Annotated in this window: 16 protein-coding genes and 1 pseudogene; 15 read left to right on the top strand and 2 right to left on the bottom strand. The window is 72.9% G+C overall.

Annotated features, from left to right (window positions below; all coding sequences use genetic code 11):
• Window positions 1–12: 12 nt before the first annotated feature.
• Entirely contained in the window at window positions 13–1,122 is a 1,110-nt protein-coding gene (locus tag VKA29_RS24135) for a M48 family metallopeptidase (protein ID WP_324788043.1), read from the top strand.
• Between the two features lie 4 nt (window positions 1,123–1,126).
• Here VKA29_RS24135 and VKA29_RS24130 read toward each other — a convergent pair whose 3' ends face one another.
• Window positions 1,127–1,474 carry a VOC family protein gene (locus VKA29_RS24130; RefSeq protein WP_324788042.1) on the bottom strand — a complete coding sequence of 116 codons (348 nt, stop codon included), beginning with the start codon at window positions 1,472–1,474 and terminating at the stop codon, window positions 1,127–1,129.
• A gap of 262 nt (window positions 1,475–1,736) precedes the next feature.
• Between VKA29_RS24130 and VKA29_RS24125 the strand changes: the two genes are divergently transcribed.
• Window positions 1,737–2,366 carry a phage holin family protein gene (locus VKA29_RS24125; protein WP_324788041.1) on the top strand — a complete coding sequence of 210 codons (630 nt, stop codon included), beginning with the start codon at window positions 1,737–1,739 and terminating at the stop codon, window positions 2,364–2,366.
• Between the two features lie 4 nt (window positions 2,367–2,370).
• A complete protein-coding gene (locus tag VKA29_RS24120; protein WP_420718550.1) occupies window positions 2,371–3,414 on the top strand; it encodes an SDR family oxidoreductase in 1,044 nt (347 codons plus the stop codon).
• Between the two features lie 78 nt (window positions 3,415–3,492).
• Here the strand turns inward: VKA29_RS24120 and VKA29_RS24115 are convergent, their stop codons facing one another.
• Entirely contained in the window at window positions 3,493–4,449 is a 957-nt protein-coding gene (locus VKA29_RS24115) for an LLM class F420-dependent oxidoreductase (RefSeq protein ID WP_324788040.1), read from the bottom strand.
• Between the two features lie 157 nt (window positions 4,450–4,606).
• Here VKA29_RS24115 and VKA29_RS24110 point away from each other — a divergent pair, with 157 nt between their 5' ends.
• The 12 genes and pseudogenes from VKA29_RS24110 (at window position 4,607) to VKA29_RS24055 (ending at window position 14,182) form a co-directional block, all read left to right on the top strand.
• A complete protein-coding gene (locus VKA29_RS24110) occupies window positions 4,607–6,226 on the top strand; it encodes an FAD-dependent oxidoreductase (RefSeq protein ID WP_324788039.1) in 1,620 nt (539 codons plus the stop codon).
• Window positions 6,227–6,244: 18 nt separating this feature from the next.
• Window positions 6,245–8,092 (top strand): transketolase, encoded by a 1,848-nt coding sequence (locus VKA29_RS24105; protein ID WP_324788038.1) that lies wholly within the window; start codon window positions 6,245–6,247, stop codon window positions 8,090–8,092.
• A 38-nt stretch (window positions 8,093–8,130) separates the two neighbouring features.
• Window positions 8,131–9,028 (top strand): annotated as a pseudogene (ligD, locus tag VKA29_RS24100) (non-homologous end-joining DNA ligase).
• 104 nt (window positions 9,029–9,132) lie between these two features.
• On the top strand, window positions 9,133–9,486 hold the full coding sequence (locus VKA29_RS24095) for a gas vesicle protein (protein WP_324788037.1): 354 nt from the start codon (window positions 9,133–9,135) through the stop codon (window positions 9,484–9,486).
• Window positions 9,487–9,544: 58 nt separating this feature from the next.
• Window positions 9,545–9,967 (top strand): gas vesicle structural protein GvpA, encoded by a 423-nt coding sequence (locus VKA29_RS24090; protein WP_324788036.1) that lies wholly within the window; start codon window positions 9,545–9,547, stop codon window positions 9,965–9,967.
• Window positions 9,964–10,734, top strand: a complete 771-nt coding sequence (locus VKA29_RS24085; protein WP_324788035.1) for a GvpL/GvpF family gas vesicle protein — start codon at window positions 9,964–9,966, stop codon at window positions 10,732–10,734. Before VKA29_RS24090 ends, VKA29_RS24085 begins: the two co-directional genes overlap by 4 nt.
• A 6-nt stretch (window positions 10,735–10,740) precedes the next feature.
• Complete coding sequence (locus tag VKA29_RS24080; protein ID WP_324788034.1) at window positions 10,741–11,004, top strand: gas vesicle protein GvpG; 264 nt, start codon at window positions 10,741–10,743, stop codon at window positions 11,002–11,004.
• Window positions 11,001–11,735, top strand: a complete 735-nt coding sequence (locus VKA29_RS24075) for a DNA primase (protein WP_324788033.1) — start codon at window positions 11,001–11,003, stop codon at window positions 11,733–11,735. The genes VKA29_RS24080 and VKA29_RS24075 overlap by 4 nt, the downstream gene beginning before the upstream one ends.
• Window positions 11,732–12,877, top strand: a complete 1,146-nt coding sequence (locus VKA29_RS24070) for an SRPBCC family protein (RefSeq protein WP_324788032.1) — start codon at window positions 11,732–11,734, stop codon at window positions 12,875–12,877. The genes VKA29_RS24075 and VKA29_RS24070 overlap by 4 nt, the downstream gene beginning before the upstream one ends.
• A complete protein-coding gene (locus VKA29_RS24065; protein ID WP_324788031.1) occupies window positions 12,874–13,233 on the top strand; it encodes a gas vesicle protein in 360 nt (119 codons plus the stop codon). The genes VKA29_RS24070 and VKA29_RS24065 overlap by 4 nt, the downstream gene beginning before the upstream one ends.
• A complete protein-coding gene (locus VKA29_RS24060) occupies window positions 13,230–14,000 on the top strand; it encodes a GvpL/GvpF family gas vesicle protein (RefSeq protein WP_324788030.1) in 771 nt (256 codons plus the stop codon). Before VKA29_RS24065 ends, VKA29_RS24060 begins: the two co-directional genes overlap by 4 nt.
• Window positions 13,997–14,182, top strand: coding sequence for a gas vesicle protein (locus VKA29_RS24055; RefSeq protein ID WP_324788029.1), 186 nt, complete (start codon window positions 13,997–13,999; stop codon window positions 14,180–14,182). The genes VKA29_RS24060 and VKA29_RS24055 overlap by 4 nt, the downstream gene beginning before the upstream one ends.
• Window positions 14,183–14,208 lie beyond the last annotated feature (26 nt).

The following is a 14,208-nucleotide window of genomic DNA, read 5'->3' as shown; positions in this document are numbered from 1 at the left end:
GGGGTGGGGAAGATGACGACGCAGGACACCGAGCAGGCCGACCCTCGCGCGCGAGCGCGGGCGCGGCGGGCACGGCCGACGCCTTCGTACGCCGCCGCGTACGCGCTGGCCCTCTTGGTGCACGGGCTGTCGTTCGCGTTGCTCGGCGCCGGGGGGTGGCTGCTCGTACGGGGCTGGGGCAATCCGTTCGTGATGTTCTTCGGCGTGCTCATGGTGCTGCTGTTCCTTCTGCTGCGGCCGCGCTTCCCACGCCTCGACGAGGCGGCACCGCGGCTGACGAGGGCCGACGCGCCCCGGCTGTTCGGACTGGTCGACGCCGTGGCACGGGAGGTCGGCACGCGCGGCGTCGACGTGATCACGCTGGATCCGCGCGTCAACGCCTCCGTCACGGCCTGCGGTCCCAGGCGGCGTGCCCTGTGCCTCGGACTGGGGCTGTGGGCCGTGCTCACCCCGCAGCAGAAGGTCGCCCTGCTCGGCCACGAGCTCGGTCACTTCGCGGGCGGCGACACCCGGCACGGCACGGTGGTCGGAAGCGCCCTGCACACCCTGCGGCTGTGGGTCGTGGTGCTCACACCCGAACGCTGGGACGGCCGGCTCGTGCACCTGCTGGTCGTCGGGCTGCTGCGCATCCCGTACCACGCCGCGCGCGGCGCGCTGACCGTGCTGGACAAGGTCTCGCTGCGCGGACAGCCCGAGCGTGAGTACCTCGCCGACGACCTGGCCGCCGACGTGGCCTCCGCCGAAGCCGCCCGGGACCTCATGGAGACGCTGCTGCACGCCGGACGGATCGAAGGGGAGCTGCGCCGGCTGTCCAACGAGGCGACGGCGTTCGCCGGGCGCGACGGTGCTCCCCGCGCGGACGAGACACTGTGGCCGCGGCTCGCCGACCACCTGGCGGCCGTACCGGCGGACGAGCGCGCACGGCTGCTGCGGACCGGCGAATCGGAGCGGCACCGGCAGGACGCCACGCACCCGCCGACCCGGCTGCGCCTCGAACGTCTCGACCGGCGCGGGCCGTCCGTCGCCAAGGTCGTGCTCGACGGGCGCACAGCGACCGCCGTGGAGGGGGAACTGCGGCCGGCGGCCAGGAGGGTGGCGCGCTCGGTGGCCCGCGACCTGTGAGGGGTCAGGCGCCGCGGTCCACGTACTCGTAGACCGTGCCGTCCGGGTGCATCGCGATCAGGCTGCGGCCCGCCGGGGTGGCCACCGGGCCCGCGACGATGTGCGCGCCCAGGTCGGTGAGCACCCGGTGGGTCTCCTCGACGTCCTTGACGGCGATGGTCGCCGCGACCTTGCGCAGCACCTCCAGCTCGGCCTCGGGCCCGCTCATCAGCAGGAAGCAGCCGACCGCGGCCACCTGGACGCCACCGCGTTCGAAGCGGAGGGCCCGGCCGCCCGCGAGCCGTTCGTAGAAGGGGACCGCGGTCTCCAGGTCGTCGACGCAGACGCGCAGCGTGGCTCCCAGAATGTCCATGCCGCAGAGCCTAGTTGGGGCGACCGGTGAAGGTGATCCATTCCCGCGATCCCCTCGTCCCCGGTCGCCCCTCCGGCTGCCGGGCCCGAGCGCTCCGCCGGAGGTGCCGCGTGGTGCCGCGTGGTGCCGTCGGTCGGCCGCGGTGCGGGCGTGGCCGGTCGCGCGGTTCCCCGCGACCCTTCGGAGCGCGGCCCCCTCCGGGCCGCCGTGCGGACGGTGCCGGACGGTGTTATGCGCACGTGGGCGCGGGTACCCGGCGGCCATGGAAGGCTTGGATCATCTGGAGCATCTGGACAAGCAACTGGTCGACGAGCTGGCGCAGGTGGCGCGCGAGACCGTGCGCGACGAACTGCGCGAACAGACTCGCAAGCAGCGGCGTACGGCGATGCTGTACGCGGCGTCCGGCGCCGCCGCCCTCTACGCCGGCGCGGCCCTCGCGCTCACCGTGGGCCTCGCCCTCGCCCTCGGTATGCCCGGCTGGGTCGCCGCTCTGGTCACCGCCGTGATCCTCGGAGCCATCGCCTACGCGCTGCGTGCCGCGGCCCGGCCGCACCCGTCCCGGCCGGCTCCGGAACACGGGGCTCACGAGGCCGGGGCCCCCGCGGGCCGCGGCTGGGGCACCGGCCGCCACGCTCCGGGCGCCCCGGCCGGCGGGTTCGGCACCGCTCGGCCGCCGACGCCGCCTGCCGCGCCGCCGGTCCGGCCGTCCGCCGCGCCGCCCGTGTCGCCGCCTGCCGCGCCGCCCGCGGCGCCGGGTGGGGCGGCCGGAACACCGGGTGGCGCGGCCGGGGCACCGGGCGGGCCGGTCACCGGTCCCCCCGGACCCGGCAGGAGCACACCGGCTCCCCGGCCGGACGACATCGACCCCGAGCCGCCGCACCGCAGGGCGTGACGCGGTGCGCGGGCGTTGGGGCGTACCCCTGCCGAAGGGGCGCAGGACGGTCGTCGTGACGGGGGCCAGCGGCGGCGTGGGACGGGCCACGGCCCGGGCCTTCGCCGCCCGGGGCGACCGGGTCGCCCTGCTGGCCCGGGGACGCGAGGGACTCGCCGGGGCCGCCGACGAAGTGCAGCGCGCCGGGGGCGAGGCGCTGGTCGTGCCGGTGGACATGGCTGACGCCAAGGCGGTCGACGACGCCGCCCAGCGGGTCGCCGACGTGTTCGGGCACATCGACGTGTGGGTCAACGACGCGTTCGCGGGGGTGTTCGCGCCGTTCACCGAGATCACCCCGGACGAGTTCCGCCGGGTGACCGAGGTGACGTACCTGGGCTACGTGTTCGGCACCCGGGCGGCGCTGCGGCACATGCTGCCGCGCGACCGGGGCACGATCGTGCAGGTCGGCTCCGCGCTGGCCTACCGCGGGATTCCGCTGCAGTCGGCGTACTGCGGCGCCAAGCACGCGATCCAGGGGTTCAACGAGTCGCTGCGCTGCGAGCTGCTGCACGCACGCAGCGGGGTCCGTACGACGATGGTGCAACTGCCGGCCGTCAACACCCCGCAGTTCGACTGGGTGCTCAGCCGGATGCCGGGGCAGGCGCGGCCGGTGGCACCCGTGTACCAGCCCGAGGTGGCGGCGCGGGCGATCGTGCACGCCGCGTCGCACGGACGGCGGCGCGAGTACTGGGTGGGCGGATCCACCGCGGCCACCCTGATCGCCAACGCGGTGGTACCCGGACTGCTCGACCGGTACCTCGCCCGCACCGGCTTCGACTCCCAGCAGGACCGGGGCGGGCACGGCGGGCCGCCGAACCTGTGGGCGCCCGTGGACGGGCCGCACGGCCGGGACCACGGGGCGCACGGACGCTTCGACGACCAGTCGATCGCGCGCAGCCCGCAGGACTGGATCTCCCGCAACCGGGGACGCATGGGAGCCGGCCTGGTCGTCGGCGGCCTGGGCGCCGCGGTCACCGCCGGTCTGCGCCGGGTCAAGGCCCATGGATGACGTACATGTCCATGAGCGACACCGATGCAGGGACGCCTGGCGGGGCGGGGCGGCAGGGGCGCCGCCCCGCCCCGAACGTCACTCCCTCAGCTGTGGCAGCACCTTCGTCCGGTAGAAGTCGAAGAAGCCGCGCTGGTCGGGGCCGATCTGATTGACGTAGATCCGGTCGAAGCCCGCCTCGGCGAACGCGGACAGCGCGGCCACGTGCTCGTCGACGTCGTCCCCGCACACCGCCTGCTCGCTCACCATGTCCTCGGTGACCAGCGGCTGAAGCTGCTCGAAGTGGCTCGGTTCGGGCAGGATCTGGCTCATCTCGCCGGGCAGGAACTGGTTGGCCCACAGCCGGCGCACGGTGCGCACCGCCTCGTCCCGGTCGGCGCCGTAGCAGACCTTCGTGCCGCCCATGACCGGCTTGCCGCCCCCGCCGCCCTTGCGGAACTGCTCCACCATCGACGCGTCCGGCATCATCGTGACGAAGCCGTCGCCCACCCGTCCGGCCAGGCTCGTCGCCGCCGGGCCGAACCCGGAGACGTCGATCGCGACCGGCTCCTGGGGCAGGGTGTAGAGACGGGCGTTCTCCACCGTGTAGTGCGTGCCGCGGTGATTGACCTCCTCGCCGGTGAACAGCCGGCGCATGATCTGTACGGCTTCCTCCAGCATCTCCAGGCGCACGTGCGCGGGCGGCCAGACATGGCCGAGGATGTGCTCGTTGAGGGCCTCGCCGGTGCCGACGCCCAGCCGGAAGCGGCCGTTCGTCATCACCGCCGAGGTCGCCGCCGCCTGCGCCACCACCGCCGGGTGGACCCGCACGGTCGGGCAGGTCACGGCCGTCTCCACGGGCAGCGACACCGCTTCCGACAGCGCGCCGATCACCAGCCACACGAACGGGCTCTGACCCTGGGCGTCGTTCCACGGGTGATAGTGGTCGGAGATCCACAGCGACTGGAATCCGGCCTGCTCGGCCATCCGCGCCTGCTCGACGAGGTCCGCGGGAGCGAACTCCTCGCACGAGAGGAAGTAGCCGTATTCGGGCATGGGGGTACCTCCAACGCAGCTCCGCGAAAGCGGCGGTCAGGACGCCCACCCGGGTACCCGGGTGGCCCCGGCGGCAACCGGCGGACGTTTGGGCGGTCCGACCAGGGGGACGCGGAAGGCTCTCGTACGAGGCACCCGACAGCGCCGGAGGCGAACCGTGAGTCGACCCCGCATCGTGATCGTCGGTGCCGGGTTCGCCGGGTACCGGGCGGCCCGCACCCTGTCCCGGCTGGTGCGGCACAAGGCCGACGTCACCCTGCTGAACCCGACCGACTACTTCCTCTACCTGCCCCTGCTGCCCCAGGTCGCCGCCGGGATCCTGGAACCCCGACGGGTGACCGTCTCCCTCTCCGGCACCCTGCCGCACGTACGGCTGGTGCTCGGGGAGGCCGACGCGATCGACCTGGACGCGCACACCGTCCACTACACCGGCCCGGAGGGCGACGGCGGCACCCTGTCCTTCGACCGGCTGGTGCTCGCCGCGGGCAGCGTCAACAAGCTGCTGCCGATCCCCGGCGTCGCCGAGCACGCGCACGGCTTCCGGGGCCTGCCCGAGGCCCTGTACCTGCGCGACCACGTCACCCGCCAGGTGGAACTGGCGGCCGCCGCGAAGGACCCGGCGACCTGCTCCGCCCGCTGTACGTTCGTGGTGGTCGGCGCCGGCTACACCGGCACCGAAGTCGCCGCGCAGGGGCAGCTGTTCACCGACGCGCAGGTGCGCAAGCACCCGCTGCGGCAGGGCATGCGGCCGCGCTGGATGCTGCTCGACATCGCACCGCGGGTGCTGCCCGAACTGGACGAGCGGCTGTCGCGGACCGCCGACAGCGTGCTGCGCCGACGCGGCGTCGACGTGCGGATGGGCACCTCCGTCAAGGAGGCCACGCCCGACGGAGTCCTGCTGACGGACGGGGAGTTCGTCGACTCACGCACCCTCGTGTGGTGCGTGGGCGTACGGCCCGATCCGCTCGCCGAGTCACTCGGGCTGCCCATGGAACGCGGCCGGCTGCTGGTCGACCCGCACCTCCAGGTGCCGAGCCATCCGCACCTGTTCGCGTGCGGCGACGCGGCCGCCGTGCCGGACCTGGAGCAGCCCGGCGCGTACACGCCGATGACGGCCCAGCACGCCTGGCGGCAGGGCAAGGTGGCGGGCCGAAACGTGGCCGCGTCGCTCGGCATCGGCGACCGCCGTGCCTACCGCCACCGCGACCTGGGCTTCGTCGTGGACCTCGGCGGGGTGCAGGCGGCCGCCAACCCGCTCGGCGTCGCGCTCTCCGGCCCGGTCGCCGGGGCGGTGGCCCGCGGCTACCACCTGGCCGCGATGCCGGGCAACCGGGTGCGGGTCGCGGCCGACTGGCTGCTGGACGCCGTACTGCCGCGCCAGGCCGTGCAGTTGGGGCTCGTGCGGGCCTGGTCGGTCCCGCTGGACACGGCGGCGCCGGAACTGGCCCGGACGCCGGGCAGCCGGGAGGAGCGGGCGCAGCCGCGGACCGGCCGGTCCGCCGACCCGCCCGCGGGCGCGTCGGCCGACGCGGGCCCGGAGCCGGCCAGGAACCAGCCCGGCGGTGAACCGGCCAGGAACCAGCCCGGCGGTGAACCGGCCAGGAACCAGCCCGACGGCCAGACCGACGGGCAGCCCGCCAGGAGCCGGCCCGACGGCCAGACCGCCAGGAGCCGGTCGGATGGTGAGCCCGCCAGGAGCCGGTCCGGAGGGCAGTCCGGTGGGCAGTCCGGTGGGCCGTCGTCCGAGTCCCCCGGTCCCGTCCAGCGGTCCGACTGACACATCACGAGGAGACGTATGAACACCGCCGAACTCGACGAGCTGGGACGTCAGTTGCGCGTGGACAGCGTGCGGGCGTCGGCCGCCGCGGGATCCGGGCACCCGACGTCCTCGATGTCCGCCGCGGACCTGATGGCCGTCCTGATCGCCAACCACCTCCGCTACGACTTCGCACGCCCCGACCACCCGGGCAACGACCGCTTCGTCCTGTCCAAGGGGCACGCCTCGCCGCTGCTGTACGCCGCGTACAAGGCGGCCGGTGCCATCGACGACGGTGAACTGCTCGGCTTCCGCAAGCTCGGCAGCCGCCTCGAAGGGCATCCGACGCCGCGCAGACTGCCGTGGGTCGAGACGGCCACCGGTTCGCTCGGCCAGGGCCTGCCGGTCGGCGTCGGCATCGCGCTGGCGGGCAAGCGGCTGGACCACCGCGACTACCGCGTGTGGGTGCTGTGCGGGGACAGCGAGCTGGCGGAGGGCTCCATCTGGGAGGCCGCCGAGCACGCGGCGTACGAGCACCTGGACAACCTGACCGCGATCGTCGACGTCAACCGGCTCGGCCAGCGCGGCCCGACCCGCCACGGCCACGACCTCGACGCCTACGCCCGCCGCTTCCAGGCGTTCGGCTGGCACACCGTCGAGGTGGACGGCCACGACGTCGACGCGATCGACCGCGCCTACGGCGAGGCCAGGTCCACCACCGGCCAGCCCACCGCCATCCTCGCCCGCACGCTCAAGGGCAAGGGCGTGGCCGCCGTCGAGGACCGCGAGGGCCTGCACGGCAAGCCGCTCCCGGACGCCGACGAGGCGGTGGCCGAACTCGGCGGACCGGGCGAGGTCCGGGTACGGGTGCACGAGCCGGCCGCGGACGGCAGGGCGCACGACGTCACCGCCGCCCGGCCCGACCTGCCCCGCTGGGACGAGGGCGAGAAGGTCGCCACCCGCAACGCCTTCGGCGAGGCGCTGGCCGCGCTCGGCACCGCGCGCGGCGATGTCGTAGCCCTCGACGGGGAGGTCGGCGACTCCACCCGCGCCGAACTGTTCGCCAAGGCACACCCCGACCGCTATTTCGAGTGCTACATCGCCGAGCAGCAGATGGTCGCGGCCGCGGTGGGCCTCGCCGCCCGCGGCTGGGTGCCGTACGCCGCCACCTTCGCCGCCTTCCTCACGCGGGCCCACGACTTCGTGCGCATGGCGTCGATCAGCGGCGCCGGTGTCAACCTCGTCGGCTCGCACGCGGGCGTCGCGATCGGGCAGGACGGCCCCTCCCAGATGGGGCTGGAGGACCTGGCCATGATGCGGGCCGTTTACGGCTCGACCGTGCTGTACCCGTGCGACGCCAACCAGACCGCGAAACTCGTCGCCGCCATGGCCGGCCGCGACGGCATCCGCTACCTGCGCACCGGACGCGGCGAGAGCCCGGTGATCTACGGGCCCGACGAGGAGTTCCCGGTCGGCGGCAGCAAGGTGCTGCGTTCCTCCGACCGGGACCGGCTGACCGTGGTCGCCGCCGGAGTGACCGTGCACGAGGCGCTGGCCGCCGCCGACGCGCTGGAGCGCGAGGGCGTCCCGGTCCGGGTCGTCGACCTGTACTCGGTCAAGCCCGTCGACCGGCTCACCCTTCGCCGGGCCGCCGAGGAGACCGGCTGCCTGATGACGGTGGAGGACCACCACGAGGAGGGCGGCCTCGGGGACGCCGTCCTCGACGCGTTCACCGACGGACGGCCCGTGCCGCGGCTGGTGCGCCTCGCCGTCCGTACGATGCCGGGCTCGGCCTCCCCGGACGAGCAGCTGCACGCTGCGGGCATCGACGCGGAGTCGATCGCCGCGGCCGGGCGGCTGCTGGTGGGGGAAGCGGTCGTGCCGTGAGCGGCGACGACACGCGGGCCGGCGACGACACGCGGGCCGTGCGGGCGGGGCGCCGCACGGTCCGCGTGCACCGGCCGGACAAGGTGCTGTTCCCCGGCGGCGACGGGAAGGAGTACACCAAGTCCGACCTGGTCGACTACCACCGCCGCGCCGGCCCGTTCATGCTGCCGCACCTGCGCGGCCGGCCGCTGATGCTGCAACGGCACCCGGACGGCATCGACGGTCCCCGCTTCATGCAGAAGAACACCCCGGACAGCTCTCCGGACCGGGTCTCCCGTGTCGAGGTGCCGAAGGAGGGCGGCACCGTCTGCCACACCGTGTGCGACGACTCCGCCACCCTGGTCCACCTCGTCGACCAGGCATGCCTGACGCTGCACCGCTGGATGTCCCGGGTGGGGCACATCGACCGGCCCGACCGGATGGTCTTCGATCTCGACCCGGCGGGTGACGACTTCGCCGCGGTCCGTGCGGCGGCCCGGCTGCTGGGCGAGCTGCTCGACGAACTCCGGCTCCCCTCCGCGCTGATGACGACCGGCTCGCGCGGCCTGCACGTGATCGTCCCGCTGACCGGGCAGCACGGCTACGACGAGGTGCGCGCCTTCGCCCGCGACGTCGCCGGCACCCGCCGCCGCGCACCCGGACCGGCTCACCACCGCGCCCCGCAGGAAGGACCGCGGCGGCCGGCTCTACCTGGACATCGGACGCAACGCCTACGCCCAGACCGCGGTCGCCCCCTGCACCGTGCGCGCCCTGCCCGGCGCTCCGGTGGCCACGCCGATCGCCTGGTCCCAGCTCGACGACCCCGGCCTGCACGCCCGTCGCTGGACCGTCGCGGACGCCGTCGACCAGGCCCGCACCGAGCCCTGGGCCGGTGCCAAGAGCAGGGCGCGCGCCCTCGGACCGGCCCGCCGCAGGCTCGACGGGCTACGTGGTTGATGCACCTACCCGCGCTGTCCACCGGTGACGCCGATCCCCCTGGACCCGGACGCCCAGGAAGGTTTGTCCGACGGCTGGGCGGCCACACGGAGTGAGAGGTGGCCATGACGAACACAAAGAACACACCAGAGTCACAAGATTCACCCGATTCCCCGAAGAAGGCGGAGAGCCGCACGACGAGCAAGCGGCCGGGCCCCATGGAGGTGCTGCGCCACGCGCGCGCCCAGCTCGCGGAGCTGACGGGCATGGCCGCCGAGAGCGTTTCGTCCTTCGACCAGACGGAGGACGGCTGGTCCCTGGAGATCGAGGTCATGGAGCTCGCCCGCGTGCCCGACACGATGAGCCTGATGGCGAGCTACCAGGTCGAACTCGACCCTGACGGCCAGCTGACCGGCTACCGGCGCGTCCGCCGCTACGAGCGCGGACGGGCCGACGCCCACAGGCCGGGCGGCCGGTAGGCCGCTCGCCGGAGCAATCGACCACTCACCAGTCCACAGAGAAGGAGGCACGGTCGGCATGACCGTTGTCCCGGCCCAGCAGAGCGGCGGCGGAGGCGGCTCGAGCGGCCTCTACGACGTCCTCGAACTCGTCCTCGACAGGGGGCTCGTCATCGATGCGTTCGTGCGCGTGTCCCTGGTCGGCATCGAGATCCTGAAGATCGACGTACGTGTCGTCGTGGCGAGTGTCGACACCTACCTGCGGTTCGCCGAGGCGTGCAACCGGCTCGACCTGGAGGCGGGCCCGCGCAAGAGCCCCGGCCTGCCCGACGTCGTCGGGCAGGTCACCGAGTCGGGCGCCCGCGGCAAGTCGAAGGGGGCCCTCTCCGGAGCGGCGGACACCATATCCGACGCCTTCAAGCAGGCCCGTGAGGAGAGCCAGAGCGAATCCAGGCCGCGCCGCAAGACGACGGCCGCGCGCCGGAGGGAGGAAGAGGAGTGAGCACGTACGTCTACGGCATCGCGGCCGCTTCCCACCCGTCGCTGCCCGACGGCATGGGCGGCGTCGGAGACCCGCCCCGGCCGGTGCGCATTCTCCAGGCCGGCGAGCTCGTGGCCGTCGTCAGCGACGCCCCCGAGGGGCTGCGGCCCAAGCGCAAGGACCTGCTCGCCCACCAGAACGTGCTGAGCGAGGCGGGCGCCGGCGGCTGCGTGCTGCCCATGAGGTTCGGCAGCGTCGCGCAGGACGACGACACGGTCACGAGCGTGCTCGCGGAGCGCGCGGACCACTACAAGGAGCGACTGCAGGCGCTGGACGGCAAGGTCGAGTACAACGTCAAGGCCGTCCACGACGAAGAGGCCGTGCTGCACCGCGTGATGTCCGAGAACGCGGAGCTCCGCGGTATGGCCGAGGCCAACCGGCAGGCGGGCGGCGGCAGTTACGAGGACCGGCTGCGGCTCGGCGAGATGGTCGCGGACGCCGTCAAGGCCCGCGAGGGCGAGGACGCGGAGGCGGTCCGCAGCGCCCTGGAGCCGCTGGCCGACACGATCAGCGTGGGCCCGGAGTCGACCGGCTGGCTGGCCAACATCTCCTTCCTGGTGGAGCGGGGGTCCGCCGAGGACTTCCTCGCCGGGGTGGAGGAGGTCCGCAGCAGCCAGCCGCACCTGGAGTTGCGGGTGAACGGCCCGCTGCCGCCGTACAGCTTCGTGGAGCCGGGGCCCGGCAAGCCCGCGGCCGCCGCACTCGGCACGGAAAGCCAGGAGGAGTGAGTCCCCATGGGACTGATCTCAGAGGTCCTCCTGCTGCCGTTCGCCCCGGTGCGCGGCAGCGCGTGGGCGATCAAACAGGTGCTCAGCGAGGCGGAGCGCATCTACTACGACCCGGCCACGGTCCGGGCTGAACTCGCCCAGCTGGAGGCACGGCTGGAAGCGGGCGAGATGGACGAGGAGGAGTTCGACCGGATGGAGGACGAACTCCTCGACCGGCTGGAGATCGGCCTGCGCAACGGCGTGGGAAGTGGGGACGGGACGGCACGATGAACCGAGTAGGAATGGGCCTCGCGGTAGGGGCCGGATATCTCCTGGGACGCACGAAGAAACTGAAGATGGCGTTCGCCATCGGCTCCATCGTGGCCGGCAAGCGGATGAACATCACCCCCCGGGCGGTCGCGGACCTGGTCTCCCAGCAACTGCTGAAGAACCCCCAGTTCAAGGAGATCGGGACCCAGCTGCGCACCGACCTGCGGGGCGTCGGCAAGGCGGCCTCGGGCGCGATGGTGGAGCGGCAGATCGACGCGCTCGCCGACCGCCTGCACGGCCGTACCGGTCAGGTCCGGGACCAGCTCGCGGGCGTGGTGCCGGGCGGCGGCCGGGGCGGCGAGGACGAGGAGCCGACGGACGAGGAAGAACCGGAGGCCGAGGAGGAACCGGAGGACGAGGAGGAACCCGAGTCCGAGGAACACGAGGAGCCGGATTCCGAGGAGGACTCCGAGGAGCCGGAGGCCGAAGAGGACTCCGAGGAGCGCGGCGGGAAGGCGGAGGCGAAGCGGGCACCGGAGAAGCGGGCCGCCAAGAGGGCGCCCGCCAAGAAGGCACCCGCCAAGAAGGCACCCGCGAAGAAGACGGCGGCGAAGAAGACAGCCCCGGCCAAGAAGGCGGCGGCCAAGAAGACGGCGACCGCCAAGAAGACCGCGGGGAAGAAGACGGCCGCGGCCAGGGGTGCCGCGCGTGGCGCCCGGGGCCGGATGCGGAAGGGCGGCGGTGACCGATGACCGAGACTCTGTCAGGCGCGGCGGGCAAGGCGGCCGGCAAGGCCACGGACAACCCGCTCACCGGCCTCGCCCACAGCGAGGCCGCCGACCGGCTGAAGGCCGAGGTGCAGGAGTACCTGGCCGCGCAGGCCGAACGCCTGCTGGTCGGCGTCGGCCGCAAGCTGGGCGAGACCACCGGCAAGCTGAACGACATCGCCGAGGGCAACAGCCCGGGCTTCGCCAAACTCGCCCTCGAAGGGGGCCGCAAGCTCGCCGAGGGCAAGGGGCCGCTGCGCTCCGCACTCGAACTCGGGGCCTCCCGTGCCAAGGACAACGTGATGGGCGCTCTGAAGAACCTCGGGGGCGGCAAGGGCAAGGGCAAGAAGAAGGGCGGCTCGGGCCAGAAGCCGACCGTCATCATCGAGAGCATCGACGTCGGCGTGCCGCTGCGCACCGCGTACGACCAGTGGACGAAGTACCAGGACTTCAGCACCTTCGCCAAGGGCGTCAAGAGCGCGAGCCGCGCCGACGACACGCACTCCGACTGGCAGCTGAAGGTCTGGTGGTCCAACCGCAGTTGGAAGGCGACGACCACCGAGCAGGTGCCGGACGACCGGATCGCCTGGACCTCGGAGGGCGCCAAGGGCACCACGAAGGGCGTCGTCTCCTTCCACCGGCTCGCCGACAGCCTGACCCGCGTTCTGCTGGTGATCGAGTACTACCCCTCGGGCTTCTTCGAGAAGACCGGCAACATCTGGCGCGCCCAGGGCCGCCGGGCCCGGCTCGACCTCAAGAACTACGTCCGCTTCATCACGCTCAAGGGCGAGGCGGAGGACGGCTGGCGCGGTGAGATCCGCGACGCCGAGGTCGTCCGCAGCCACGAGGACGCCCTTGCCGAGGAGGAGCGGGAACAGCAGGAGGGCGAGGAGGAGAACGGGGAGTACGAGGAAGGCGAGGAGGGCGAGGAGCCCACCGGGGAGGAAGAGGAAGAAGAGGAAGAAGAAGAGGAAGAGGACGGGGAGCCGGAAGAGTACGACGAGGAGGAAGAGGACGAGGAGCCCCGTGCGGAGGAAGAAGAGGACGACGAGGGGCCTGAGGAGTACGACGAGGAGGAAGAGGAAGAAGAGCCCGAGTACGAGTACGCCGGCGGGAGCCGTCGATGACCATGTCCAGCCGGATGCCCGAACCCTACGCCGGAGGCGGCGGGTCCAACCTGGCCGACATCCTGGAGCGCGTGCTCGACAAGGGCGTCGTCATCGCCGGCGACATCCGGATCAACCTGCTCGACATCGAACTCCTCACCATCAAGCTCCGGTTGATCGTCGCCTCCGTGGACAAGGCGAAGGAGATGGGCATCGACTGGTGGGAGGACGACCCCGAGTTGTCCTCCCGCGCCCGCCGCAAGCAACTCGCGCGTGAGAACGCCGAGTTGCGTGAGCGGCTGGCTCAGCTGGAGCTGTACGCGGAGCCCGTCGAAGAAGGGCGGGGAGAGGAAGAGAAGAAGAAGGAGGCACCGTGACCGGACTGCGGTACGTCTACGCCGTCTGCCGCCCCTTCGACACGCCCCTTCAGGCCCAGCTGACGGGCGTGGCGGACGACCCGCCCAGAGTGGTGCCTCACCACGGTCTGGTGGCCGTGGTGAGCCACGTGCCGGAGCGGGACTTCGCCGAGGAACCGCTCCGCAGGCATCTGGAGGACCTGGACTGGCTGACCGCCGTGGCCCGGGCCCACCAGGGAGTGATCGACGCGCTCACCGTCGTCACCACGCCGCTGCCGCTGAGGCTCGGCACCGTCTTCCGGGACGACAGCGGGGTCCGGGTGATGATCGAGGAGCGCGAGGAGGACTTCCGGCGCACCCTCGCGCGGCTGGAGGGCCGCGTGGAGTGGGGCGTCAAGGTGTACGCCGAGATCGAGGCCCCCCGGCCGGCGCCCGCGCCCGCCGGGAAGCCTGCGTCGGGCCGGGACTACCTGCGGCAGCGGCGGATGCGGGTGCAGTCGAACGAGGAGACGTGGCAGAAGTGCGAGGAGTTCGCGAGCCGCCTCCACGCGACACTTTCCGCGCACGCCGAGGATTTCCGGCTGCACGCCCCGCAGAATCCGAAACTCTCCGGGGTCTCCGGGCGCAACGTCCTCAACGCCGCATATCTGGTGCCACGCGGCAGTTCCGAGGAATTCGTGGAACTGGTGGACCGGACGAAGGACGAGAAGATGATGGACGACGCCGGAATAAGGGTGGAACTCACCGGGCCCTGGGCGGCGTACTCCTTCGCCGGGGAGGAGCAGTGACCGTCGTCGAACGCCGTGAGGTGGCGCTGGTCGACCTGCTCGACCGGCTGCTGGCCGGCGGCGTGGTCATCACGGGGGACATCACCCTGCGCATCGCGGACGTCGACCTGGTGCGCATCGACCTGAACGCACTGATCAGCTCCGTGAACGAACAAGTTCCTTCGCCTTTTGGGGAGGGTTGACGTGACCGCGCCCCGCCGCGACCGGC

This window comes from Streptomyces sp. H51, from assembly GCF_035656535.1.
Taxonomy (GTDB): Bacteria; Actinomycetota; Actinomycetes; order Streptomycetales; family Streptomycetaceae; genus Streptomyces.
Note: the sequence above shows the minus strand (reverse complement) of the source record. Positions and strands in the feature narration are given on the sequence as shown.

Coding starts and splice junctions, on each gene's coding strand:
- VKA29_RS24135 (WP_324788043.1), top strand. CDS start 13: ATGACGACGCAGGACACCGAGCAGGCCGACCCTCGCGCGCGAGCGCGG.
- VKA29_RS24130 (WP_324788042.1), bottom strand. CDS start 1,474: ATGGACATTCTGGGAGCCACGCTGCGCGTCTGCGTCGACGACCTGGAG.
- VKA29_RS24125 (WP_324788041.1), top strand. CDS start 1,737: ATGGAAGGCTTGGATCATCTGGAGCATCTGGACAAGCAACTGGTCGAC.
- VKA29_RS24115 (WP_324788040.1), bottom strand. CDS start 4,449: ATGCCCGAATACGGCTACTTCCTCTCGTGCGAGGAGTTCGCTCCCGCG.
- VKA29_RS24105 (WP_324788038.1), top strand. CDS start 6,245: ATGAACACCGCCGAACTCGACGAGCTGGGACGTCAGTTGCGCGTGGAC.
- VKA29_RS24095 (WP_324788037.1), top strand. CDS start 9,133: ATGACGAACACAAAGAACACACCAGAGTCACAAGATTCACCCGATTCC.
- VKA29_RS24090 (WP_324788036.1), top strand. CDS start 9,545: ATGACCGTTGTCCCGGCCCAGCAGAGCGGCGGCGGAGGCGGCTCGAGC.
- VKA29_RS24080 (WP_324788034.1), top strand. CDS start 10,741: ATGGGACTGATCTCAGAGGTCCTCCTGCTGCCGTTCGCCCCGGTGCGC.
- VKA29_RS24075 (WP_324788033.1), top strand. CDS start 11,001: ATGAACCGAGTAGGAATGGGCCTCGCGGTAGGGGCCGGATATCTCCTG.
- VKA29_RS24070 (WP_324788032.1), top strand. CDS start 11,732: ATGACCGAGACTCTGTCAGGCGCGGCGGGCAAGGCGGCCGGCAAGGCC.
- VKA29_RS24065 (WP_324788031.1), top strand. CDS start 12,874: ATGACCATGTCCAGCCGGATGCCCGAACCCTACGCCGGAGGCGGCGGG.